General features: G+C 50.5%; 12 protein-coding genes. 5 read left to right on the top strand and 7 right to left on the bottom strand.

Annotated elements, in window-relative coordinates; all coding sequences use genetic code 11:
• The first annotated feature begins 353 nt into the window (after nt 1-353).
• Together glp and AAF564_18305 are read left to right on the top strand one after the other, a co-directional pair.
• A complete protein-coding gene (gene glp / locus AAF564_18310) occupies nt 354-1,565 on the top strand; it encodes a gephyrin-like molybdotransferase Glp (GenBank protein MEM8487510.1) in 1,212 nt (403 codons plus the stop codon).
• 179 nt (nt 1,566-1,744) lie between these two features.
• Nucleotides 1,745-2,398, top strand: coding sequence for an NUDIX hydrolase (locus AAF564_18305; protein ID MEM8487509.1), 654 nt, complete (start codon nt 1,745-1,747; stop codon nt 2,396-2,398).
• A 77-nt stretch (nt 2,399-2,475) separates the two neighbouring features.
• On the opposite strand, the gene AAF564_18300 is transcribed toward AAF564_18305, so the two are convergent.
• The 3 genes from AAF564_18300 to AAF564_18290 form a co-directional block, all read right to left on the bottom strand.
• Nucleotides 2,476-3,984, bottom strand: coding sequence for an AbgT family transporter (locus tag AAF564_18300; GenBank protein MEM8487508.1), 1,509 nt, complete (start codon nt 3,982-3,984; stop codon nt 2,476-2,478).
• A gap of 240 nt (nt 3,985-4,224) precedes the next feature.
• The gene (locus tag AAF564_18295; GenBank protein ID MEM8487507.1) at nt 4,225-4,758 is read right to left on the bottom strand and encodes a hypothetical protein; all 534 of its coding nucleotides are present in this window, start codon (nt 4,756-4,758) and stop codon (nt 4,225-4,227) included.
• A 45-nt stretch (nt 4,759-4,803) separates the two neighbouring features.
• Entirely contained in the window at nt 4,804-5,184 is a 381-nt protein-coding gene (locus AAF564_18290; GenBank protein MEM8487506.1) for a hypothetical protein, read from the bottom strand.
• 323 nt (nt 5,185-5,507) lie between these two features.
• Here AAF564_18290 and AAF564_18285 point away from each other — a divergent pair, with 323 nt between their 5' ends.
• Together AAF564_18285 and AAF564_18280 are read left to right on the top strand one after the other, a co-directional pair.
• Entirely contained in the window at nt 5,508-7,298 is a 1,791-nt protein-coding gene (locus tag AAF564_18285; protein MEM8487505.1) for an ABC transporter transmembrane domain-containing protein, read from the top strand.
• Nucleotides 7,299-7,556: 258 nt separating this feature from the next.
• Nucleotides 7,557-8,264, top strand: a complete 708-nt coding sequence (locus tag AAF564_18280) for a T9SS type A sorting domain-containing protein (GenBank protein ID MEM8487504.1) — start codon at nt 7,557-7,559, stop codon at nt 8,262-8,264.
• A gap of 17 nt (nt 8,265-8,281) precedes the next feature.
• On the opposite strand, the gene AAF564_18275 is transcribed toward AAF564_18280, so the two are convergent.
• Nucleotides 8,282-9,838, bottom strand: a complete 1,557-nt coding sequence (locus AAF564_18275) for a CRTAC1 family protein (protein ID MEM8487503.1) — start codon at nt 9,836-9,838, stop codon at nt 8,282-8,284.
• A 98-nt stretch (nt 9,839-9,936) separates the two neighbouring features.
• Nucleotides 9,937-11,430, bottom strand: a complete 1,494-nt coding sequence (locus AAF564_18270) for a tetratricopeptide repeat protein (protein MEM8487502.1) — start codon at nt 11,428-11,430, stop codon at nt 9,937-9,939.
• Between the two features lie 394 nt (nt 11,431-11,824).
• On the opposite strand from AAF564_18270, the gene AAF564_18265 reads away from it, so the two are divergent.
• Nucleotides 11,825-14,062: a DUF6851 domain-containing protein gene (locus AAF564_18265; protein ID MEM8487501.1), complete on the top strand. Its 2,238-nt coding sequence runs from the start codon at nt 11,825-11,827 to the stop codon at nt 14,060-14,062.
• Nucleotides 14,063-14,383: 321 nt separating this feature from the next.
• Here the strand turns inward: AAF564_18265 and AAF564_18260 are convergent, their stop codons facing one another.
• The gene (locus AAF564_18260) at nt 14,384-15,421 is read right to left on the bottom strand and encodes a carboxypeptidase-like regulatory domain-containing protein (protein MEM8487500.1); all 1,038 of its coding nucleotides are present in this window, start codon (nt 15,419-15,421) and stop codon (nt 14,384-14,386) included.
• 720 nt (nt 15,422-16,141) lie between these two features.
• Nucleotides 16,142-18,598: a BamA/TamA family outer membrane protein gene (locus tag AAF564_18255; protein ID MEM8487499.1), complete on the bottom strand. Its 2,457-nt coding sequence runs from the start codon at nt 18,596-18,598 to the stop codon at nt 16,142-16,144.
• Nucleotides 18,599-18,705 lie beyond the last annotated feature (107 nt).

The raw sequence follows: 18,705 nt of genomic DNA, 5'->3' as shown, positions 1-18,705 counted from the left end.
TGAAAAGTGGATGACTGAGTTATTCACGGTTGTCCACCAGCGATTGTGGAATACGTGCGAGTTTTCCTCAGCTTTTTCAACAGTGTGGGAAAAATCGGGTCCTTGTTTTGAAACTCCGCTGCCCCTTGTTTGGATTTGTCCACTTGTTCACGCCCGTCCACAAATGGCCCGTGGAAAACTTCGCCGGCTATGCACCAGTTCTAACAGTGTGAATAGAACTGTATGACTGGTGGGAAAATGCCAAGTTATTCACGTTCATTCACAGGGGTTGAAAACTTTCCACGATAATGTGAGGATACCCACCGTTTCTCGCAAGTTATCCACCATCAAATGTGCACTAAGTTAGCAGGGTTATGGAGGTCTTTATACCAGTAGATCAGGCGCGTGCAATGATCACAAATATCCTTGTGCGGCAGCCTGTAGTTACAGTTCCTTTTGAAGAGGCACTGGGAATGACGTTGGCCGAGGATATTGTAAGTCGCGATGCAATTCCACCCTTTGCTAATTCAGCGATGGATGGGTATGCGGTCCGGTCAGCAGACATGGCAGAGTTGCCGGTAACCCTTCGAGAAATCGACCAAATTCCGGCCGGTGTGGTGTCTCAAAATGTGATTACATCCGGGACTTGCATGAAAATAATGACCGGCGCTGCTTTTCCGGAAGGGGCAGATGCCGTCGCGCCGATCGAATGGGTGGATGCTACTGTGGGGGATGCGGTCACATTTAATCGTGCACCGACATCCGGGCAGCATGTACGCCCGGCCGGCCAGGATGTAAGCGAAGGAGCCCTGGTATTTAACGCTGGCCAACTCATCACGCCGCCGGTCATCGGCATGTTGGCTACTCTCGGGTATAGCAGTATCGACGTATACAAGCCTCCCGTATGCGCAGTTATTGCAACAGGGGACGAATTGGTTGCCCCAGGCGAGCCCCTGATGCCCGGTAAAATCAGAAATTCGAGTGGTGCAGCTTTGCGGGCTCAGGTGGAAGCCGCCGGCGGTATTGGGCTACCGGCGCTGCTGGCGCGTGACAACCGCGATAGTATTGCAACTGCAATAGAAAAGGCCCTGGAGGCAGACGTGTTGATTTTTGCCGGCGGTGTATCTGTAGGGGATTACGACCTTGTTAAAGATGTCCTGGATGAGTTTGGGATGTCGTTGTTGTTCTGGAAGGTTAAACAACGCCCCGGGAAGCCCCTTGCATTTGGCCAATTGCAGGGCAAGCCAGTTTTCGGCTTACCGGGTAATCCTGTTTCCTCGGCCATGTGTTTTGAGCAATACGTAAGGCCGGCGCTTGCTGCTATGTTGGGCAGAACCATGCATCGGCGCCCTTTGCACCCGGCGTTATTGTTGAGAGAAACAAGGAAGGTGGCCGGATTACATTTCTTTGCGCGCGGTATCGCCACCTTTGGCGATGACGGGCAGCTTTATGTAGAAGATACGGGTCCCCAGGCTTCCAATCTATATGCCTCCGTAGTGCGGGCGAACTGTATTTTTCATTTGCCACAGGCACTGGAAGCTGCGCCGGCGGGTACGCCTGTTGTTATCGAATGGTTAAACTGGTAGGTCATACGCTTATATTGATTGGATGGGATGGCTAAAGAATGCTGACTGGCTGCTGAAACTTTAGAAACAACCCCGTATTACGAGAATAAACCGTTCTTTGTCAGGACATTCGCATTTTGGTTAGGCGAATTGTTTATGTTTGTGCTGGCATTTCATCGCGCTGTGTTTACGTTTTTTGCATGTTACTCTTTTATTGTACCACTACTGATCAACTCGACAAAATCAGGCGGAAGGGACTTTCCCGTGCTGAATTGTATACCAGTTTTGCAGATGCTTCGAAGGCATGCAAAGAATTGATCCTGGTTATTCAGGGCTATAAAACATCGTATAAACCAGCAGACAAGAAAGGGCGAAGGGTAAAAGCAGGTGATATTGCGCCGGAGGCTATCTTGAACATTGATCCCTACCTGCCGCCGTCTGAAGTGGTTGCTGGTGGCGGCTTTGTGATGCGCGAAGGTAACAAGGAGCCCGAAGTATTGATGATTTTCCGGAAAGGGGTATGGGATCTGCCAAAAGGCAAACTTGATGATGGCGAGTCCATTGAGGAATGTGCGCTCCGCGAAGTACGGGAAGAAGTGGGCATCAAAAAACTAGCCATGGTTAGCCCTTTGGGGACAACCGTGCACGGCTATCCGCGAAAGAACAAGTACAAGGTCAAAACCACTTACTGGTACCAGATGGAAACGCCAGAACGCAGCTTTGTGCCGCAGGCTGAAGAGCAGATTGAAAAAGTAGAGTGGATGCCCTGGTCCAAGGCGCTTGATAAAATTGGATATGAGATTTTTCGCCGGCATATGTTGTCGATAAAGCCGGTGCCGCTGTCGAAAGTCTAACCTGGCAAAAGTACAAAATGTAAAAAGGGATGCTGAAAACAATTCAGCATCCCTTTTTTGTATCAATATGTTATGCCTTATGGAGCGGGATAAACATAGAAAGCACCCAGTCCGAGGGGTATTCCGAGGCTCCAGTATAGGATAAGGAACAGCGACCACACAACCAGGAAGATGATGCAATAGGGCAACATGATCGAGGTAAGCGTGCCAATGCCTGTCTTTTTGAAATAGCGCTGACAGTAGACAACAACCAGTGGGAAGTAAGGCATGAGCGGTGTGATGATGTTTGAGGACGAGTCTCCTACGCGATAGGCAGCCTGTGTTAGTTCAGGTGAAATGCCTACCTGCATAAGCATCGGCACAAAAATAGGAGCCAGCAGCGCCCACTTGGCTGAAGCTGAGCCAACAAACAAGTTCACAAAAGCGGTGAGGAAAATGATACCAATGATCGTCATCCATCCCGGCAGTGCCAGGGCCTTGAGCAAGGTTGCACCTTTCACGGCGAGCAAGGCGCCGATGTTCGACTGTCCGAATGCATACACAAACAAGGCACAGAAGAACGCCATTACAATGTAGTACGACATGCCGTTCATCGACTTGGTCATGGCGTCGACCATGTCTTTGGAGGACTTGAATTTGCCGGCAATGTACCCGTATACCACACCGGGTATGAGGAAGAGGAGGAAGATCAGCGGGACAATCGATTGCATGATCGGTGCCGCAAACGAGTTGAGCGATCCATTGGCATCACGGAAAGGTGACTCTTCCGGCACAAGGCTGGCAATCAGCAAGCCGAGGCCAATCAACAAAGCCAGCGAGGCAAAGCGGAAGGCTTTCCGTTCTTGCGGTTCGATGGTGCTCATGTCATCAGCTTCTTCCATATCCTCATCAACCTTGGTGGTTCTGTTGAGGCGCGGTTCGATGAGCTTATCTGTGATAACCCAACCGAGGCAAATGATCAGGATGCTGGAAATGGCGGTAAAGAAGTAGTTGCCAAGCGGGTTTACCAGAACTTCCGGGTTAATGATTTGGGCAGCCGGCTGGGTGAAACCCTGCAAAAGCGGGTCGAGGGCGGAGGGTACGGGGTTGGCGCTAAAGCCACCGGATACACCGGCAAATGCGGCCGCAATACCAGCAATCGGGTGTCGGCCCGCAGCATGGAATATGATACCACCAAGGGGAATAACGAGTACATAACCTGCGTCAATCGCGCTATGGCTTAGTAGGCCAACCAAAATGATGACCGGGGTAAGCAGCCATTTGGCTGTGCGTCCGAGCATCAGTTTAATGCCGGTATTGAAAAAGCCGGCTTCATCTGCAACGCCTACACCAAGCATTGCGACGAGCACTACGCCTAGCGGTGCAAATCCCGTAAAGATGGTCACCATCTGGGACATAAACGTGGTGAGTGCCGACCCTGTTAACAGGTTGTTGACCTGTATCGGGTTTCCAGTGCGAGGATCGAGGTCAGTAAAAGAAACGGGCGCCAGCAACGCGGACAGCACCCATATAATGAGCATGGAAATCAAAAATAACATTGAGGGATCTGGCAGTTTGTTGCCAATTACCTCAATGCGGCCAAGCATCCGGTTTACAAATCCGGTTTGGCTGGTGTCTTCAGCGGTAGGGGTACCCATACGAACTTTAGATTGGTGGGATCAAAAAACAAAAGTTCGTAGAAAGTAAGGCTTTCGGGCGGGATTTAAAATTTTGGCGTTTATGCAAAAATATTTGCAATCAGCCAACCTGTGGAATTGGATTGCACAGATATGGTGTTAACAGGGAATAGCGTACGCTAAAAATTTGTTGGGCAGAGGCAGGATAAACTAAATCAACAGATCCTCATCCTCTTCAAAGAAATCATCCTCATCGTCGATGTCCAGGTCGTCATCCAGGTCATCGTCGTCAGTCAGTCGCTCATCTTCTTCGAGGTCGTCATCCAAATTCCCAAGATCATCCTCCAGGTCATCATCTTCGAAGAGGTCATCTTCCTCCTCAAATTCAAAGTCTTCGAGGTCTTCTTCTTCAAAGAAATCATCCTCATCGTCGATGTCCAGGTCGTCGTCTAGGTCATCGTCGTCAAAAAGATCATCGTCATCATCCTCAAATTCGTAGTCTTCGAGATCTTCGTCATCAAAGAGGTCATCATCATCGTCAAACTCTATTTCTTCGAGGTCCTCATCGTCGAAGAAATCATCATCGTCGTCATCTTCCTCGTCCTCATCGTCATCAAACTCCAGATCATCATCTAAGTCGTCATCATCGAAGAAATCATCATCGTCATCGAGGTCAAACCCATCATCAAGGTCGTCATCTTCAATGTCTGTTGCTGAGACGAAGTCTGTAGAAGTAAAAGCCATTGCTTCTATGCGTGATGGTTGTTGGGTAGCGTACAAGGTATTGGTCTATACGGGTTTGAGCCAGATGGCCGGAAGAGGATTTTGCGCCTGAGGAAGCGCGGTTTCTTTATCGTCCGGAGCATAACCTTGTTCGCCTTTGTGCAAGTTGTTTAACAACTGCTGGGTCGGGTAAGCAAGGTTAACGTCTGAAAGCTTTTTAAATTCAATGAGGATTGCTTCCCAAAAATCCTCTTTCAAATTTCTTCGTCGTCTCGGATTGGACAGACTGCGTATCGTAAACATGACTCGACGATCTTTTACTGTGGTATAAATTGAAGGCGTCAGGCTACGATAATAGATCAAAAATTTTCGGGAAGCTTCTTTAACACTCCGTTTAGCCGCAGAAGTTTGCAGGAAGCGGCACTTGTTTGCAATTTTTGCGCGCAATTCTGCGGCTTTCCTCCAATTGCACTAAAAGGTAACAAGAACCGGGAATTGTATCCAGATATTGTGTACTCCAACTTGCCTACAGCAGAAAAAAACAAGATAAAGTTCAGACATTAATGGCTTTTCAGCGATGGTGTTTTCAATGAGAAAGCATTGGACCGGTCGTTTGATTAACGCGGTCGTTGGTATTTGTTTGGCTAGATGGGATGCAGAGGAACGTTGAACGTCAGAATGGGGTAAGGTTCTTTCAACCCTTCAAAAAGTTCGTCGATTTGCTGCCGGCAAATGCTGTGTTCGCTCAACAAACTGACTGTCCATAATTAATGGAAAATAAAAGGCGCGAAGAGGAAGAGAAAAGGCCACCGAAAAAATTACTGGAGGCATTGGGACGGATTTTTAGCCTGACGCGTCCTTACCGTGGCCGGCTATTTCTTGCGCTAACCCTGTCATTGCTTACTGCATCCGTTTGGCTTGTACTGCCGATGGGTATGCGTACCATGGTTGATGCCGTTTTCGAGCAGGCCAACCGCGGTATGCTAGACAGGCTCACGCTACTGTTGCTTGTGCTGTTTGTTGCCCAGGCTGTTGTTGGTTTTGCCGGCTATTATATGATCGAGTGGACCGGTGAGCGGCTGGTCACCGATTTGCGAAAGCGCCTTTACAGCCATTTACAAGACCTCGACTTGCGGTTTTTTTCCAACCAGCGAACCGGCGACCTGACGTCTCGCCTTACCAATGATGTGGGTACGGTGCGCACAGCCGTAACCACATCATTTGTTGAACTGGTTCGGCTGAGCATGATGATGATCGGCTCGGTTGTATTGATGATTGTGCTCGACTGGCAGATGAGCCTCATCATTGGCATTACAATACCACCCATCATGTTGATGGCGCAGTATTTTGGGCGCAAAATCCGGAAGCTGTCGCGCGCTGTACAAGACCGACTTGCCGATAGCACAGCGATTGCTGAAGAATCGCTTTCCTCAATCCGGGTCGTGAAAGCTTTTGCGCGGGAGGAATACGAAAATAAGCGCTACGGGGGTGCTGTTGAGAACTTGTTCGACACCGCACTGCGCCGGCTCTGGGTCAGCAGTATTTTTTGGTCAACCGTTGGGATGGTCTTTATGATGGCCCTCATCGGCCTTTTCTGGTTTGGGGGGATCTCGGTACTTGAAGGCCGGCTGACATCGGGTGACCTTGTAGCTTTTGTATTCTATGCCTTCAATATTGCCCGCACCGTCGGCGGGATGTCGCAACTCTACACGTCATTTAACAGCGCGGCCGGCGCTTCCGAACGGTTGTTTGAACTCATCGACACCGCGCCGGATACACACAATGCACCTGATGCCGCAGTACTGCAAGACATCGAAGGGCACGTTACATTTGATGAAGTGACCTTTGGGTATGATAACGAGCATGTCATCCTGAGTGACATCAATATTGAGGTAAAGGCGGGGGAAACTATTGCCCTGGTAGGGCCCAGTGGCGCCGGAAAAACAACCCTGCTAAACCTCATTCCTCGCTTCTACGACCCTGATAATGGGCATGTGCGTATCGATGGCTCGGATATTGCCGAGGTTACCCTGCATTCCCTGCGCGATCAAATTGCGGTGGTTTCACAAGACGTGCAACTGTTCAATTTGTCTGTTCGTGAAAACATCCAGTATGGCCGGCTTGGTGCCTCGCCGGATGAAATTGAAGCGGCGGCGGTTGCAGCCAATGCCCATGCGTTTATCCAGGAATTGCCTGATGGCTACGATACCATTGTGGGCGAACGGGGCACCAAACTAAGTGGCGGACAGAAACAGCGCATTGCCATAGCACGTGCTGTACTGCGAGATGCCAGGATTCTGTTGCTCGACGAAGCAACAAGTTCGCTCGACTCGACATCTGAGGCAATGGTGCAGGAAGCACTAGATCGCCTGATGTTAAACCGGACGACGTTCATCATTGCACACCGCCTCTCAACGGTGCAGCATGCAGACCGGATTCTGGTTATTCAGGATGGGAAAATTGTCCAGGAAGGCCGGCACGAAAGCCTGTTTGCAGTTGACGGATTATACAGGGAACTGGCCTTGCACCAATTCAAAGAGCAGACACCTCTAACGCTGTGATACACCATATCCTGATTCGCGCACTGTACGCAAGATCTGTAGATTGGTTTTTTAGTAAATAACAATCGGCAATCGAAACTCGGCATTTAAATCAGTTCTTAATTTTCATTTTGAACCCTTTTACCCTGACCAGGCTACAGGGTCACTTCTTGTCTAACTCCCTTCGACCCTGTACCAGCTGCGCTTCTTATTGATATCTCTTCTCTTCGGGCTATTGCTAATCATGTCCGGGTAGCGTACACCAAAAATCTGACACCCATGTATACACAACTCACGCGGATGGGCCTGCTGCTGTTGCTGGCCTGTTATCCTGCCCTGGTTTTTGCTCAAACGGCTATTGATTCCAGTATTGAACTTGCGGTAACGCATGACAAACAGCCGGCTGCCTACGAACTGAACCTGGAGTCTTTTGAGGCCTCATTTGAAAATGGCGCAATGGCCATTCATTGGGCTACGTTAACCGAACTGAACAATGCCCGGTTTGAGGTGGAGCGCGCCATCCGAACCCATAGCAAAGGATTGCGCCCATGGATGACGCTGGCTTTTGTCACTGGAGGCGGTACTACAGATACCTTGCAAACCTATGCTTATTACGACGAAGGTGACATCACAGACGCCGCCCAGGTAATGTACCGGCTAAAACAGGTCAGTTTTGACGGATCGGCTACCTATTCTGAAGTAGTTGAAGCAACCCTGCCGGCACCCAAGGCCTATGCTGTGAGTAGTTATCCTGATCCATACACCGCAGCTACTACTATCGAATACGCCATACCAAAGCGAACCCGAGTGCGGTTGACGATATACGATGCGTCTGGTAAGCTGGTCAAGACGCTTGTCAGTGGGACCCGAAAAGCCGGCCGGTATCGTGAAACATTCAATGCCGCAGATGCAGCACCCGGACTCTATATGTACCGATTGGAAACAGGCGGCCGCGTATGGGTTGAGCCCGTGATTCTCGTCGAGTGACAGGCGCGGGTGAACGTTCAGGGTTTTTGTACTGTGTGGTATTGATTTGTAGCCGGAGCATCTATACGCAGTTCGGTGCCATCAGGCCACGTAATCACAGCACGTGATACTTGTGCTGTCGAAGGTAAACCAAAATGTACCCTGGGGTCGTTGCTGGACTGATAGCTTCCACCTGGTTGTGCATACCCGTAAAACGCGCCATCATGCATCTCCAGTTTTACACGAACGCCAGCAGCCGGCACAGGCATAAAACCCATCCAATTACTGGTTGTTGATCCCAGATTACGCAGCAGGTGTACCTGTTCCTGGCTATTGACAATGGCAAGGTCGAGGTAGCCATCGTTATTGAAATCGGCAAGGGCAGTACCGCGGCTTGTTGCAACAGGAAGGGCAGCAAGCCCACCCGCAGGTTGTACTTCGTCGAATTGCCCATTTCCTTTGCCGCTGTACAACTGATTAGGTTCAGCAAAAGGATCTATGGTGGCAGGAGCCGTGCCGCGGCCCACTTTGCCATTGGCTACATAGATATCCAGATGTCCATCGTTGTTGAAATCAGCAACACCGAGACCAAAGCCGGTGTAGGGTAGGCTTGAGGATGACAGGCTGGAGGCCAGGGTTACATCCTGGAAATTCCCATTGTCATTGCGGTAGAGGGTGTTCGACTCATCTCGGAGATGGGTGAGGAAAAGATCGAGGTCACCATCGTGTTCGAGGTCAAATGCTGCGACACCCATGCCGGCTTCTGCTGTACCCTGCCGGTTAACTGCCGTGCCCGAAAGCAGTCCCTTGTCCTCGAAAGTGCCGTCTGCATTGTTGATCCATAATTGATTGGGATTGCCATCATTTGCGACGTAGAAATCGAGGTGTCCATCACTGTTGAAATCGCCGGGTACAATACCGAGGCCGTTTGCTGCAACACCGGCAATACCTGCTGAGCGCGATACATTATCAAAGCGCTGGCCTCTATTGTTTTTGTAGAGCACGTCAACTGCCGGCGCGCGGTAGTTGTCCGGGTGACAATAATCGCGCCCTGTACCGCCAGAAAAACATTCAAGCTCCCGGGTTGGTGCCCAGTTGATGTAATTGACAACGTACAGGTCTGCCCACCCATCACCGTCGTAATCAGCAAACACAGCACTGCTCCCCCAGCCGGCATGGTCTACACCATACTGGCTTGATACATCAGAAAACGTACCGTCGCCATTATTCCGGTAAAGCACATTGGGGCCGATATTGGTGACGTACAGGTCCGTATCTCCATCATTGTCAAAGTCGCCTGCAGCGGCACCCATGCCGTAACCGGTATCTCCGACGCCGGCCTGTGTTGTGATGTCTTCAAACCGCTCGCCGTTAATATTCCTGTACAACTTGTTGCCAGGCTGTGTTGCTTCCGATTCGATGTCTCCACCCTGGATGAGATAGAGATCCATCCATCCGTCATTATCTATATCTAACCAAGCAACGCCCCCGGCCATGATTTCAGGTAAATAGAACTGGGAGGCTGTGGTGCGCACATGGGTGAAGTCGATGCCGGCTGAAGCCGCAATTTCTTCGAACCAATCGGGTGCTGACACAACTGGTTGGTCTGCTGTGGGTGATTGGCAGGCGGTGCAAACCAGTAACAGAATGAAGCAACGCTGGTAAATCAGATGGTGAAGAGATACAGGGTGGTTCATCTGGTGTTACTTAGCTGGGTGGCAAGTTGTTGGACACGCGGATGGCTCGGGGCAATTTGTTGTGCGCGTTGTAGCAGTTGCCGGGCTTCGGCTGTTGCAGATTGTTGCATCTTAATTCCGGCAAGGCCAACCAATGCCGGTAACAGGTTCGTATTCAGCGAGAGTGCATGCTCAAAATGCGTTGCTGCTGTTTCGAGGTTTCCCTGTTTGAAGTTGATGTCGGCAACGAGGCCATGGTTGCCGGCTTTGTTGCCGTCTATTGCAAGGGCATGCTCAGCGCTTTCCAATGCTTCGTCAAGCCGGCTGAGTTCGGTAAGGGCCTGCGCACGGGCGAGGTGTGTATCATCGCGCTCTGGTGCCCGCTGGATGGATTCGTCTGCATAGCGCAATGCGTCTTCCATTTTTCCTGAACGCAAGGCCCAACTGTATAGGTTGAGGTATGTGAAAAACTGGTTTTCATCCAGTTCGCGCGCCCGGTTTAACAGGCGGTGAGCATCTTCAAGCCGGCGTGTTTTAAGGTACGCAGATGCCAGCGTATTGAGCAGCATCACATTGCTATTATGATAGATGTAAGACTCCTCAAGTAATTGCGCAGCCTGCTGCGGATTGCCCGTATTCAATAGCGTACTTGCCTGGCTGATGCGGCCACTGACATTTACCGTGTATGCCGCAATTTTTTGAGAGAGTCCGTCTGGCAGGTATTGAATTTTTGCGTCCACACCTCTTGCAAGCGCGACTGCTGCTTCTGCTTCCCGTCCGGTCATGCTGTATGCCCGCCCGAGCAGGTATTGCGCCTGTTTATAACCTGGGTCGCGTTCAACGGCCTGCTCCAAAACCTGGACGGCTGCTTCTCCTGCACCTTGCTGAATCATGATGTCGCCAAGCCCAACGTAGCCTTGTGCGCTGCCTGGAGAGAGCTGTACCAGTGTTCTGAACGTTTCTTCTGCAGTTTTCATGTCACCGGCTTCGAGTAGTGCTTCCCCGTAGTGATTTTGGATCACTGCAGTGTTCGGAGCGCGGTTTGCCAAAGACTGTAGTCCTGCCAATGCGCCCTCAAAATCGCCGGCCTGCCGGTCTACAATTGCTTTGTGTAATTGCCAGTTGGTGTCTTTACTATCGAGTTTGAGTGCATTGCCATAGCTTTTGGCAGCTTCCTGCCACAGGCCATTGGCTTCGTAGGCAAGGCCCAGTTCACCGTGCACGTTTGCCTCACGCGGTGTGTTGGCTGCTTTTTCCAGGAGCGGTTTCAGGAGCGCATCTACAGCCGGGTCAAGCTGGCTCGTATTTGCGGGGTGGACCACTGCAGGGGCTGGTGTTAGATAAGGGTAAGCAAAGAGGCCGGCGATGAGGAGCACGGCAATTAAGACGACGCCAAAGAGTCGTTTCCCCTGGGCTTTCTTTTGGGCGGCACGTTTCTGTGTTGTTCGTTTTGCACGCGGCTGCCCTTTGCCCTTGTTTGCTGGTTTCTTGTGGCCTTTATGTTTGCTCAAAATGACGGTGCGCTGATGAGAGTGGATAGATGGCAGAACAAAATAGATGCCGGTACTTCATGAATGGATGCTGCGCAATGAAAAGTTCGACGCCATCCAAAAGCTGCTGTCAAGCCCGTTACATTGCTTCTTGTGTGCCTCCTGTGTTGTGGCATCAAGCCATGGCAGGATACGGTTTTGTTCGCATTGTTTTTCCTGCAACGTGGCAAGATACTGGTGTTTAAAAAGTCGTTGCAACGAAGGTATTTGTCTAAAATGACATTAATCTAATAAAAAGCACAAGAAAGTCTTTGGCCTGGATGTATATACTGCTTTGCTAAAATGTATAGTATATATAGCCGGCAGTGTCTAGCTTTCGGATATACCCGTTTCTTTGCGTGTGAGTAAGTTCTCTATGAAGTACATCCCCCACAGGTCCTTCCTGATTGCCATATTGTTCTGTTTGTTGGTACTACCACAGGATGCGTCCAGTCAACATTCTGTTGCACGTCAGTGGAACGACGTGATGCTGGAGGCTATTCGAAACGATTTTGCCCGTCCCACGGTGCACGCCCGTAACCTGTTTCATGTCTCTGCGGCGATGTATGACGCATGGACGGTATTTGATCAGACAGCCGCACCATACTTCCTGGGCAAAACCGTACGACAGTTTCCTTGCGATTTTGATGGCTTTCAGCCTATGCAAGATGAGGATGAAGCACGGGCAGAAGCCATCAGTTTTGCTGCATACCGATTGCTTTCTCACCGATTCAAGCATTCGCCCGGGGCGGAAGAGTCCCTTGCCAATTTTGATGCCTTGATGGTTGGTCTGGGGTATGATGCAGCAGATACCTCTGCAGTTTATCAAACAGGAAGTGCTGCAGCGTTGGGCAATCACATTGCATCATGCATTATCGCGTTTGGTTTGCAAGATGGCTCAAATGAACGCGCAGATTACGGTAACCTGAACTACAGCCCGCGTAACCTGGCACTCGTCCCGACTTTGCCAGGCAACCAGACCATGTCCGATCCTGATCGCTGGCAGCCCCTTTCTCTGGATTTCATAGACCAGGCCGGTAATCCTATCCCCATCCGTGTACCGCCATTTCTTGGCGCAGAGTGGGGCCAGGTGTCTCCATTTGCGCTTACCTCGGAAGATCTCACCTTTTATGAGCGGCGTGGGCAAACCTACTTTGTGTACCATGATCCGGGACCGCCCCCTTATTTACAGCCAGAAAGCGGGGAAGACCTGCGAGAAGAGTATGCTTGGGGATTTGCGCTGGTTGCGCTCTGGTCATCGCACCTTGACCCGAACAGCAGCGCAATGATCGATATTTCGCCGGCTGCGCTGGGCAATCTCGATATCGCATTTTTTCCAAAAACGATCCAAGAACTTCGCTTTTTTTACAACGATACGGCCGGCGGCGACCCGGGCAGGGGGTACTACCTCAATCCGGTTACCCGGCAACCCTATGAATCGCAGTTCGTGCCATTGGGTGACTACGCCAGGGTCCTGGCAGAATTTTGGGCTGATGGACCAGATTCAGAGACCCCGCCGGGACATTGGTACACCATCCTGAATTATGTAAACGATCACCCTGAATTTGAAAAACGATTTCAAGGGACCGGCGAAATTCTTGACCCGCTTGCCTGGGATGTGAAAGCATATTTCTTGTTGGGAGGCGCCGTGCACGATGCTGCTGTGGCAGCGTGGGGCATCAAGGGCTGGTATGATTACGTGCGCCCCATTTCTGCCATTAGATACATGGCGGATCAGGGGCAGCGTACCGATTCTACGCAGGCAAGTTATGACATCGACGGCATTCCGCTGGTGCCGGGTTTTATCGAATTGGTGGCGCAAGGTGATTCGCTCGCCGGCCCTGAAGATGAAAACGTCGGAAAAATAAAACTGTATGCCTGGAAGGGGCCTGATTTTATCGATGACCCTGCTGCGGACGTAGCCGGCGTAGACTGGATTCTGGCTGAAAACTGGTGGCCTTATCAACGGCCTTCATTTATTACTCCGCCCTTTGCGGGATATATCTCCGGACATTCCACGTTTTCCCGCGCGGCAGCTGAGATTATGACGCTACTTACTGGAGATCCTTTCTTCCCTGGCGGGCTCGGAGAGTTCGAGGCGCCGGCCAACGAGTTTTTGGTGTTTGAACGGGGCCCAAGTGTAGATGTGACGTTGCAATGGGCCACCTACCGGGATGCCTCCGATCAAACCAGTCTTTCCCGGATATGGGGAGGCATACACCCACCTGTAGACGATATCCCTGGCCGGTTGATTGGTGAGCGGATAGGCATCGACGCGTTTGCGCTCGGCCTGCGGTATTTTGCAGGAGAGCAGGTTGTCAGCATCGAATCAGAAACGGCACTGGCTGGCAGCAACGGATTTTCGCTCTTCCCTAACCCGGTTGCAAACGGGCAGAACTTGCAGTTGGAATTTGAAGCGTTGCCGCAAAATCGTAACCGGGAGCAGCCTGTGGTGGAATTTTACAATGTGCTTGGACAACGCGTACATCGCGAAGAGATGGGTGAACAGAAGCGTTTGCAGGTTGTCATAAACAATTGGCCGGCAGGTGTTTATTTTGCCAGAGTTGCTTCAAACGCTGGAGGAAAAGCACGCGCATTTATCGTGGTAGATTAAGCAGGAACTGTTTGTACATATAAAAAGCCCTCAACCAATGGTTGAGGGCTTAGCTTTTACAAGTATGTAATGCTCGCATTTAGAAAAGGCGTTTTCTTCCAGGTCTGCGGACGCGGTTAAAAAGTTTTTTCGTACGGTACGTACGTTTGCGAGAATGTTCAGATTTCACTGCATTTGAAGACATAACTATTCCTCTTCAGATTTGTTAAAGGTTCTCACTACAGGTTGTGTCTTCGAGTCTGTGTGTTCACCAGACGTCTTGAAATGTAATTACAATACTTTATTCGTAAGGCAACACTAAAAGTTACAGTTTGAACAGGATTACCCGTCAACTGGCGCGTAATCCAGGGGCAGCATTTCAGCCATTCGTTCCCATCCCATGTAGCCGTGAATAACCACGCTGTAAGCATCATATAGATAGCCGAGGTCGTGGAAAACTGTGCTGTCGGCTCTTAATTCGATAGACGAACGCTGAATGCCTGGTTCTCTGAAATGCATCATGTGGTTGCGAACATACCTGTTGGATTCAAGCTCGCCGGAGTAAGCGATGAGCAAGTAATTTTTGACATGTAACAGGTTCTCGTTTTGGTCATCCTTTTTTTGAACGAGCGCATCGATAGGATCCCGGTTTTTCCAGATTGCGCGTTCGTAGGACTGGATGGTTTCGGGGAATTCGTTGACCCGCGCAACATGGAAGCCTTCTTTTTTGAATTCATCCATATTACCCACGGTTGCCATGGTCCGCAGCAGGTGCTTGAAAGATCCCTTGTATGCCCGGTCCCGGTTTTTTAGCCAGCGCTTTTTCTCCTTGGCATTCTTGGGTTCCATTTCTTCGAAGCGTGCAATGCCTTTATACTGTGGTCGCTTGTTTTGAATGGCACAATGGACAAGGGTGTAGTAAATCCGATAGCCCAGGGCGTTGTTTTCAATGATCAGGGGCTCTTGCGCTTCCACAATCAACACGCCTTTGCGCTGTACAAAATTGAGTACTTCCGGATTGGTAATTTTTGTTTTGCTGGCATTCTCTGTATCGCCAATAACGTGGTGTGTAAACAGTTTGAGTTGTTTACGCCAGCGCCGGTTCTTTTTGGCGGTAACCATCACCTGGTCGAGTTCATAAATCTGTGGCGTCAGGTTCACGTTGAATACCTGCTCTGCTGTTTGAGCAGGATTCGCGGCAAAGATGTAAGGGCTAAAACCCACCATCGATACACCAATTTTGATTTCGCCGGCAGTAAGTCCGGACAAACTAAAACTGCCCGATTCATCTGTAATTGTACCTAGGGTTGATTCAAGCACAAACACATGCGCACCGGTCAGGGTATTGCCGGATTCTGCGTCGACGACTGTGCCAGTCAACGTGTAGGAGGTTGTTGGGGATGCGATAAGGGTGTTCGTTGTGCACAGGCACAGCAAGAGGAGCAACAAACGGCTTGAATAAGACCGAGCCTTGCAATTGGACATTGGGTACTGAGGCAGACAGGACATTTTACATAGTTAGGATAGGTGAGCCCCGGCAAGCCCATTGCCTTGTCTTCGTGTGTCTTGCGTCGCAAACGGATACAGAAATGCCAGGATCTGCAAGCATGAAACTTGAGATCGGAAAGGTCAGAATTCACGTTCCGATGTGCAGAACAGCTGAGCATTGGCTGTCCGGCAGCAGAGGAGGACCACAGCGAGAGCGAGGCTGTGATCGGGTTTGCGTTATTTGTTGCAGCAAGCCGAGGCGTACTGCGCCGACATCACGATAGATTTGACAGGCTTTTGAGCGTGCCTGAAGCTACATGATTGATAGAATAACAGAAGCGATTACCCGAATTTCAGATCTGATTATTTGGTCTTGCGCACGACCAATAACTCGGGCAAAAAAATATGCCTAGATGCATTCTCCTTGGTTACTAAAAATATCGTCACATTTCATGCCAGAATAAGAGGGCGCTTAAAAAAAATTTAACATGGGCTGTAATATGCATCAGCATTACAGGTTGATGTCCGGCTCTTACCTGTAATAGGGCGTAGCACCGCGCCGGCGCCGGCATTTATTCTGTTGCCCGGAAAAGACTGGGGGAAAGAAATGGCTCAATACATAAATCCGAGTTTCACATTTAGCGTGCTGTCTTCATTTGAGAAGCCAATACTGCTGGACAATACCACCCTGTTAAACAGCTCGAACCATATGCCCGTACCATATCCCTGGTGCCATCTTTTCGATGACTCGTCATCAGCCCATACGCGGCCGTTATCGAGGAACCCAAGGATACCAAATGAACCCACGGCAACGTATGTAGAAAATCGGGCAAGCTCCATGCGTAGTTCTGCATTCTGATAGAACGCAGAGCGGCCCGTGAATCGGGTGCTAGCAAACCCGCGCAGGGACGTTTTACTTCCCAATGCAGCGCCGGCATAAAAAGGGAAATCCCCAAACACGTGGGTGCCGCCGGCGCGGAGAGCAACTGTAAACTGTCGAGAGGTACCCGGAGAAAGGTAGAGCGACAGGTGTGAAGAGAGGGTGCTGTAGGCTGTTGCGTTTTTGTTGATGCCTAGGTGTGCATTCAGGGTGGTTTGCCAGCGAAATCCTTGTCGCGGGTTCAGGACTTTATCAATGTTCTCCAGTAACAAGGCCGTTTCGATGCCGGCAAACCACTGCCCGTTAAAATTGACTTCGTCCAGGTTGTTCATTTGCCCAATGAACCGGCTGGTATCTTGTTCTACATTGGCATAAAAAACTTTTGGCCCGATTCTAAGCTGTGCGCCTTGCTCCAGATTTTTTTGGAGTGCCGACGTGAAGCTCACCTGGGCGTATCGAGACCGGAAATATGATTCAGGCTGATTTTGGTCACCGGTTTCATTGCCAAAGCCGTAGAAGTTTCGGATGGAATTTGGAGACCGTACATCAAACAACAAATTTACATCCCAGCCAGCAAGGGCATTGGTGAACTGGCTTTCATAGGCAAGATTGAACGAACGGGCATTTAAAGCCACATTGGCGCGCAGCATGTGCAATTGTGCAAATGGCGTCTTCCTGAACCGATGCCTGGTTGTGCGAATCCCCCCGCCAAGCAGCAGGCCGTCATCTTTGTTGCTACCGAAAAAAGCTATGGGGCGAACGAGATCGTATTTGTGTCCATGGAAATCATAGGCATTGTTGGCAGGTGCATCTGAACGGGTTACCCTTGTTTCTCTGGTGGTTTCAAAGGTGTTGTTGCTTTCGGTATCGTAAAACCGGGTGTACCGCCGGCTACCTATGACGTTTGAGCGGTCTGTAAAAGCATCTACATCCGGGCCGCCAACGGCAATCACAAAAACACCTTCTTTTACATCTCCTGTCACCACAAATTGATCGCGCCCGTCGAGGCCATACAACCTGATTTCACGCGTTTCTGCGTGCTCGATGGTTCGCCGCATCAACTCTTTGCGGATAAATCCCTCTTTTGTGATTTTGTAGACCACAACCTGTGTTTGTGCGTCATTGAGCCGCGTTACTTCAAACCGTTCGTGTTTGTTGCTACCTACAAAATCAATGGTGGGAGCGAGTACCTTCTCATAGTACTCAACTGCAACGGCATTCAGTTGATCACGTCGGCTTTTAAGGGTATTGATGGTGTAAACGCCGTCTTTCTCAAAAATAGCAGAAGGCCACCGCTGTATGGCTTGATCTATAACTTCATCCGTAAGGGCAGCCATCATGCTGTCTGCGATGTCTATCCAGTCTTTTCGGGCCAAGGTGGCCGTGAAGCGGCGGTCGAGCGCAAGTCCATTTTTGTTTAGCCCCTTGATGTACCCATAACGCTCCTCAAATTCCTGAAACTTGGGGTCGAAGAAGATTTTGCTGAGCGTGGGGACCACGCCATCGACTACAGAAAAAGCTACATCACGGTCGCGGGGAATAGGTTTGTAGATTTTGCCAACGCTGTCTGCGGGCTCAAAGGATGCCCAGCGCCACTGGTCCGGGTGCCGGTCCCAGTCGTTGATGAACATGTCGAATAGGCGGGACCGCGCAAAAGAACGGGCGTCTACGCGGTGGTCGTTGTCGTCAGCAATTTTTTCGAACAGCTTGAAAGAACTGATGGCGTTGGTGGTCCCGCCCATGCCCGGTACATCAGACATGTCTTCATCAGGGCGCTCTTCGAAAAGCACAAGTTTTCCGGCCAGCTTCTCGCGGGAGAGTCCAAGCCTGGGGTCGTTCGGGACGTAGAAAAGTTTGGGGTTGGTATGAAAGACGCCAGCGGCACTGGCAAGGGGGGGCAACACAAAGGCTGCGTACGGGTGCAGCATCGACATCTGGTCCTGAATCAGTGTGCGTAGAAAAGACGACTGCAGTTCCGGTCCCCAGGCTTTACCTGCTTCTTTGTCAACGGATCGCAAGACAAACTGCCGGCCTTCCCGATTGACCACACGGAGCGAAATGGATTGCCCGCGGCCGCCAATTTTTACAGGGGTCAGCCCGCCGGCTTCTTTGCCCATATCCAGTACCGGGACTTCAACGGGGGTGCCCCACAGGTCCCGGTGGAGGTTGCCGCGAAAGAGTCGCTTCAAGCCAGACGCGTTGTTGTAGGTTTCATTTGCTTCAACAACAATGGTTCTGTCTGCATATTCGGGGAGGTCTTACCGGGCCCGTAACGCGTCAAACCGGATAGGGGGTG

The sequence above is a fragment of the Bacteroidota bacterium genome, assembly GCA_039111535.1.
In the GTDB taxonomy this organism is placed as follows: domain Bacteria; phylum Bacteroidota; class Rhodothermia; order Rhodothermales; family JAHQVL01; genus JBCCIM01.
The sequence above is the reverse complement of the archived record's forward strand: the minus strand, read 5'-3'. Positions and strand labels throughout refer to the sequence as shown.

What these genes read in the sequence shown, in the direction of transcription:
- AAF564_18300 (MEM8487508.1), bottom strand. Translation starts at nt 3,984, where the DNA reads ATGCTTGGCCGCATTGAGGTAATTGGCAACAAACTGCCAGATCCCTCA.
- AAF564_18280 (MEM8487504.1), top strand. Translation starts at nt 7,557, where the DNA reads ATGTATACACAACTCACGCGGATGGGCCTGCTGCTGTTGCTGGCCTGT.
- AAF564_18265 (MEM8487501.1), top strand. Translation starts at nt 11,825, where the DNA reads ATGAAGTACATCCCCCACAGGTCCTTCCTGATTGCCATATTGTTCTGT.
- AAF564_18305 (MEM8487509.1), top strand. Translation starts at nt 1,745, where the DNA reads ATGTTACTCTTTTATTGTACCACTACTGATCAACTCGACAAAATCAGG.
- glp (MEM8487510.1), top strand. Translation starts at nt 354, where the DNA reads ATGGAGGTCTTTATACCAGTAGATCAGGCGCGTGCAATGATCACAAAT.
- AAF564_18285 (MEM8487505.1), top strand. Translation starts at nt 5,508, where the DNA reads ATGGAAAATAAAAGGCGCGAAGAGGAAGAGAAAAGGCCACCGAAAAAA.
- AAF564_18295 (MEM8487507.1), bottom strand. Translation starts at nt 4,758, where the DNA reads ATGGCTTTTACTTCTACAGACTTCGTCTCAGCAACAGACATTGAAGAT.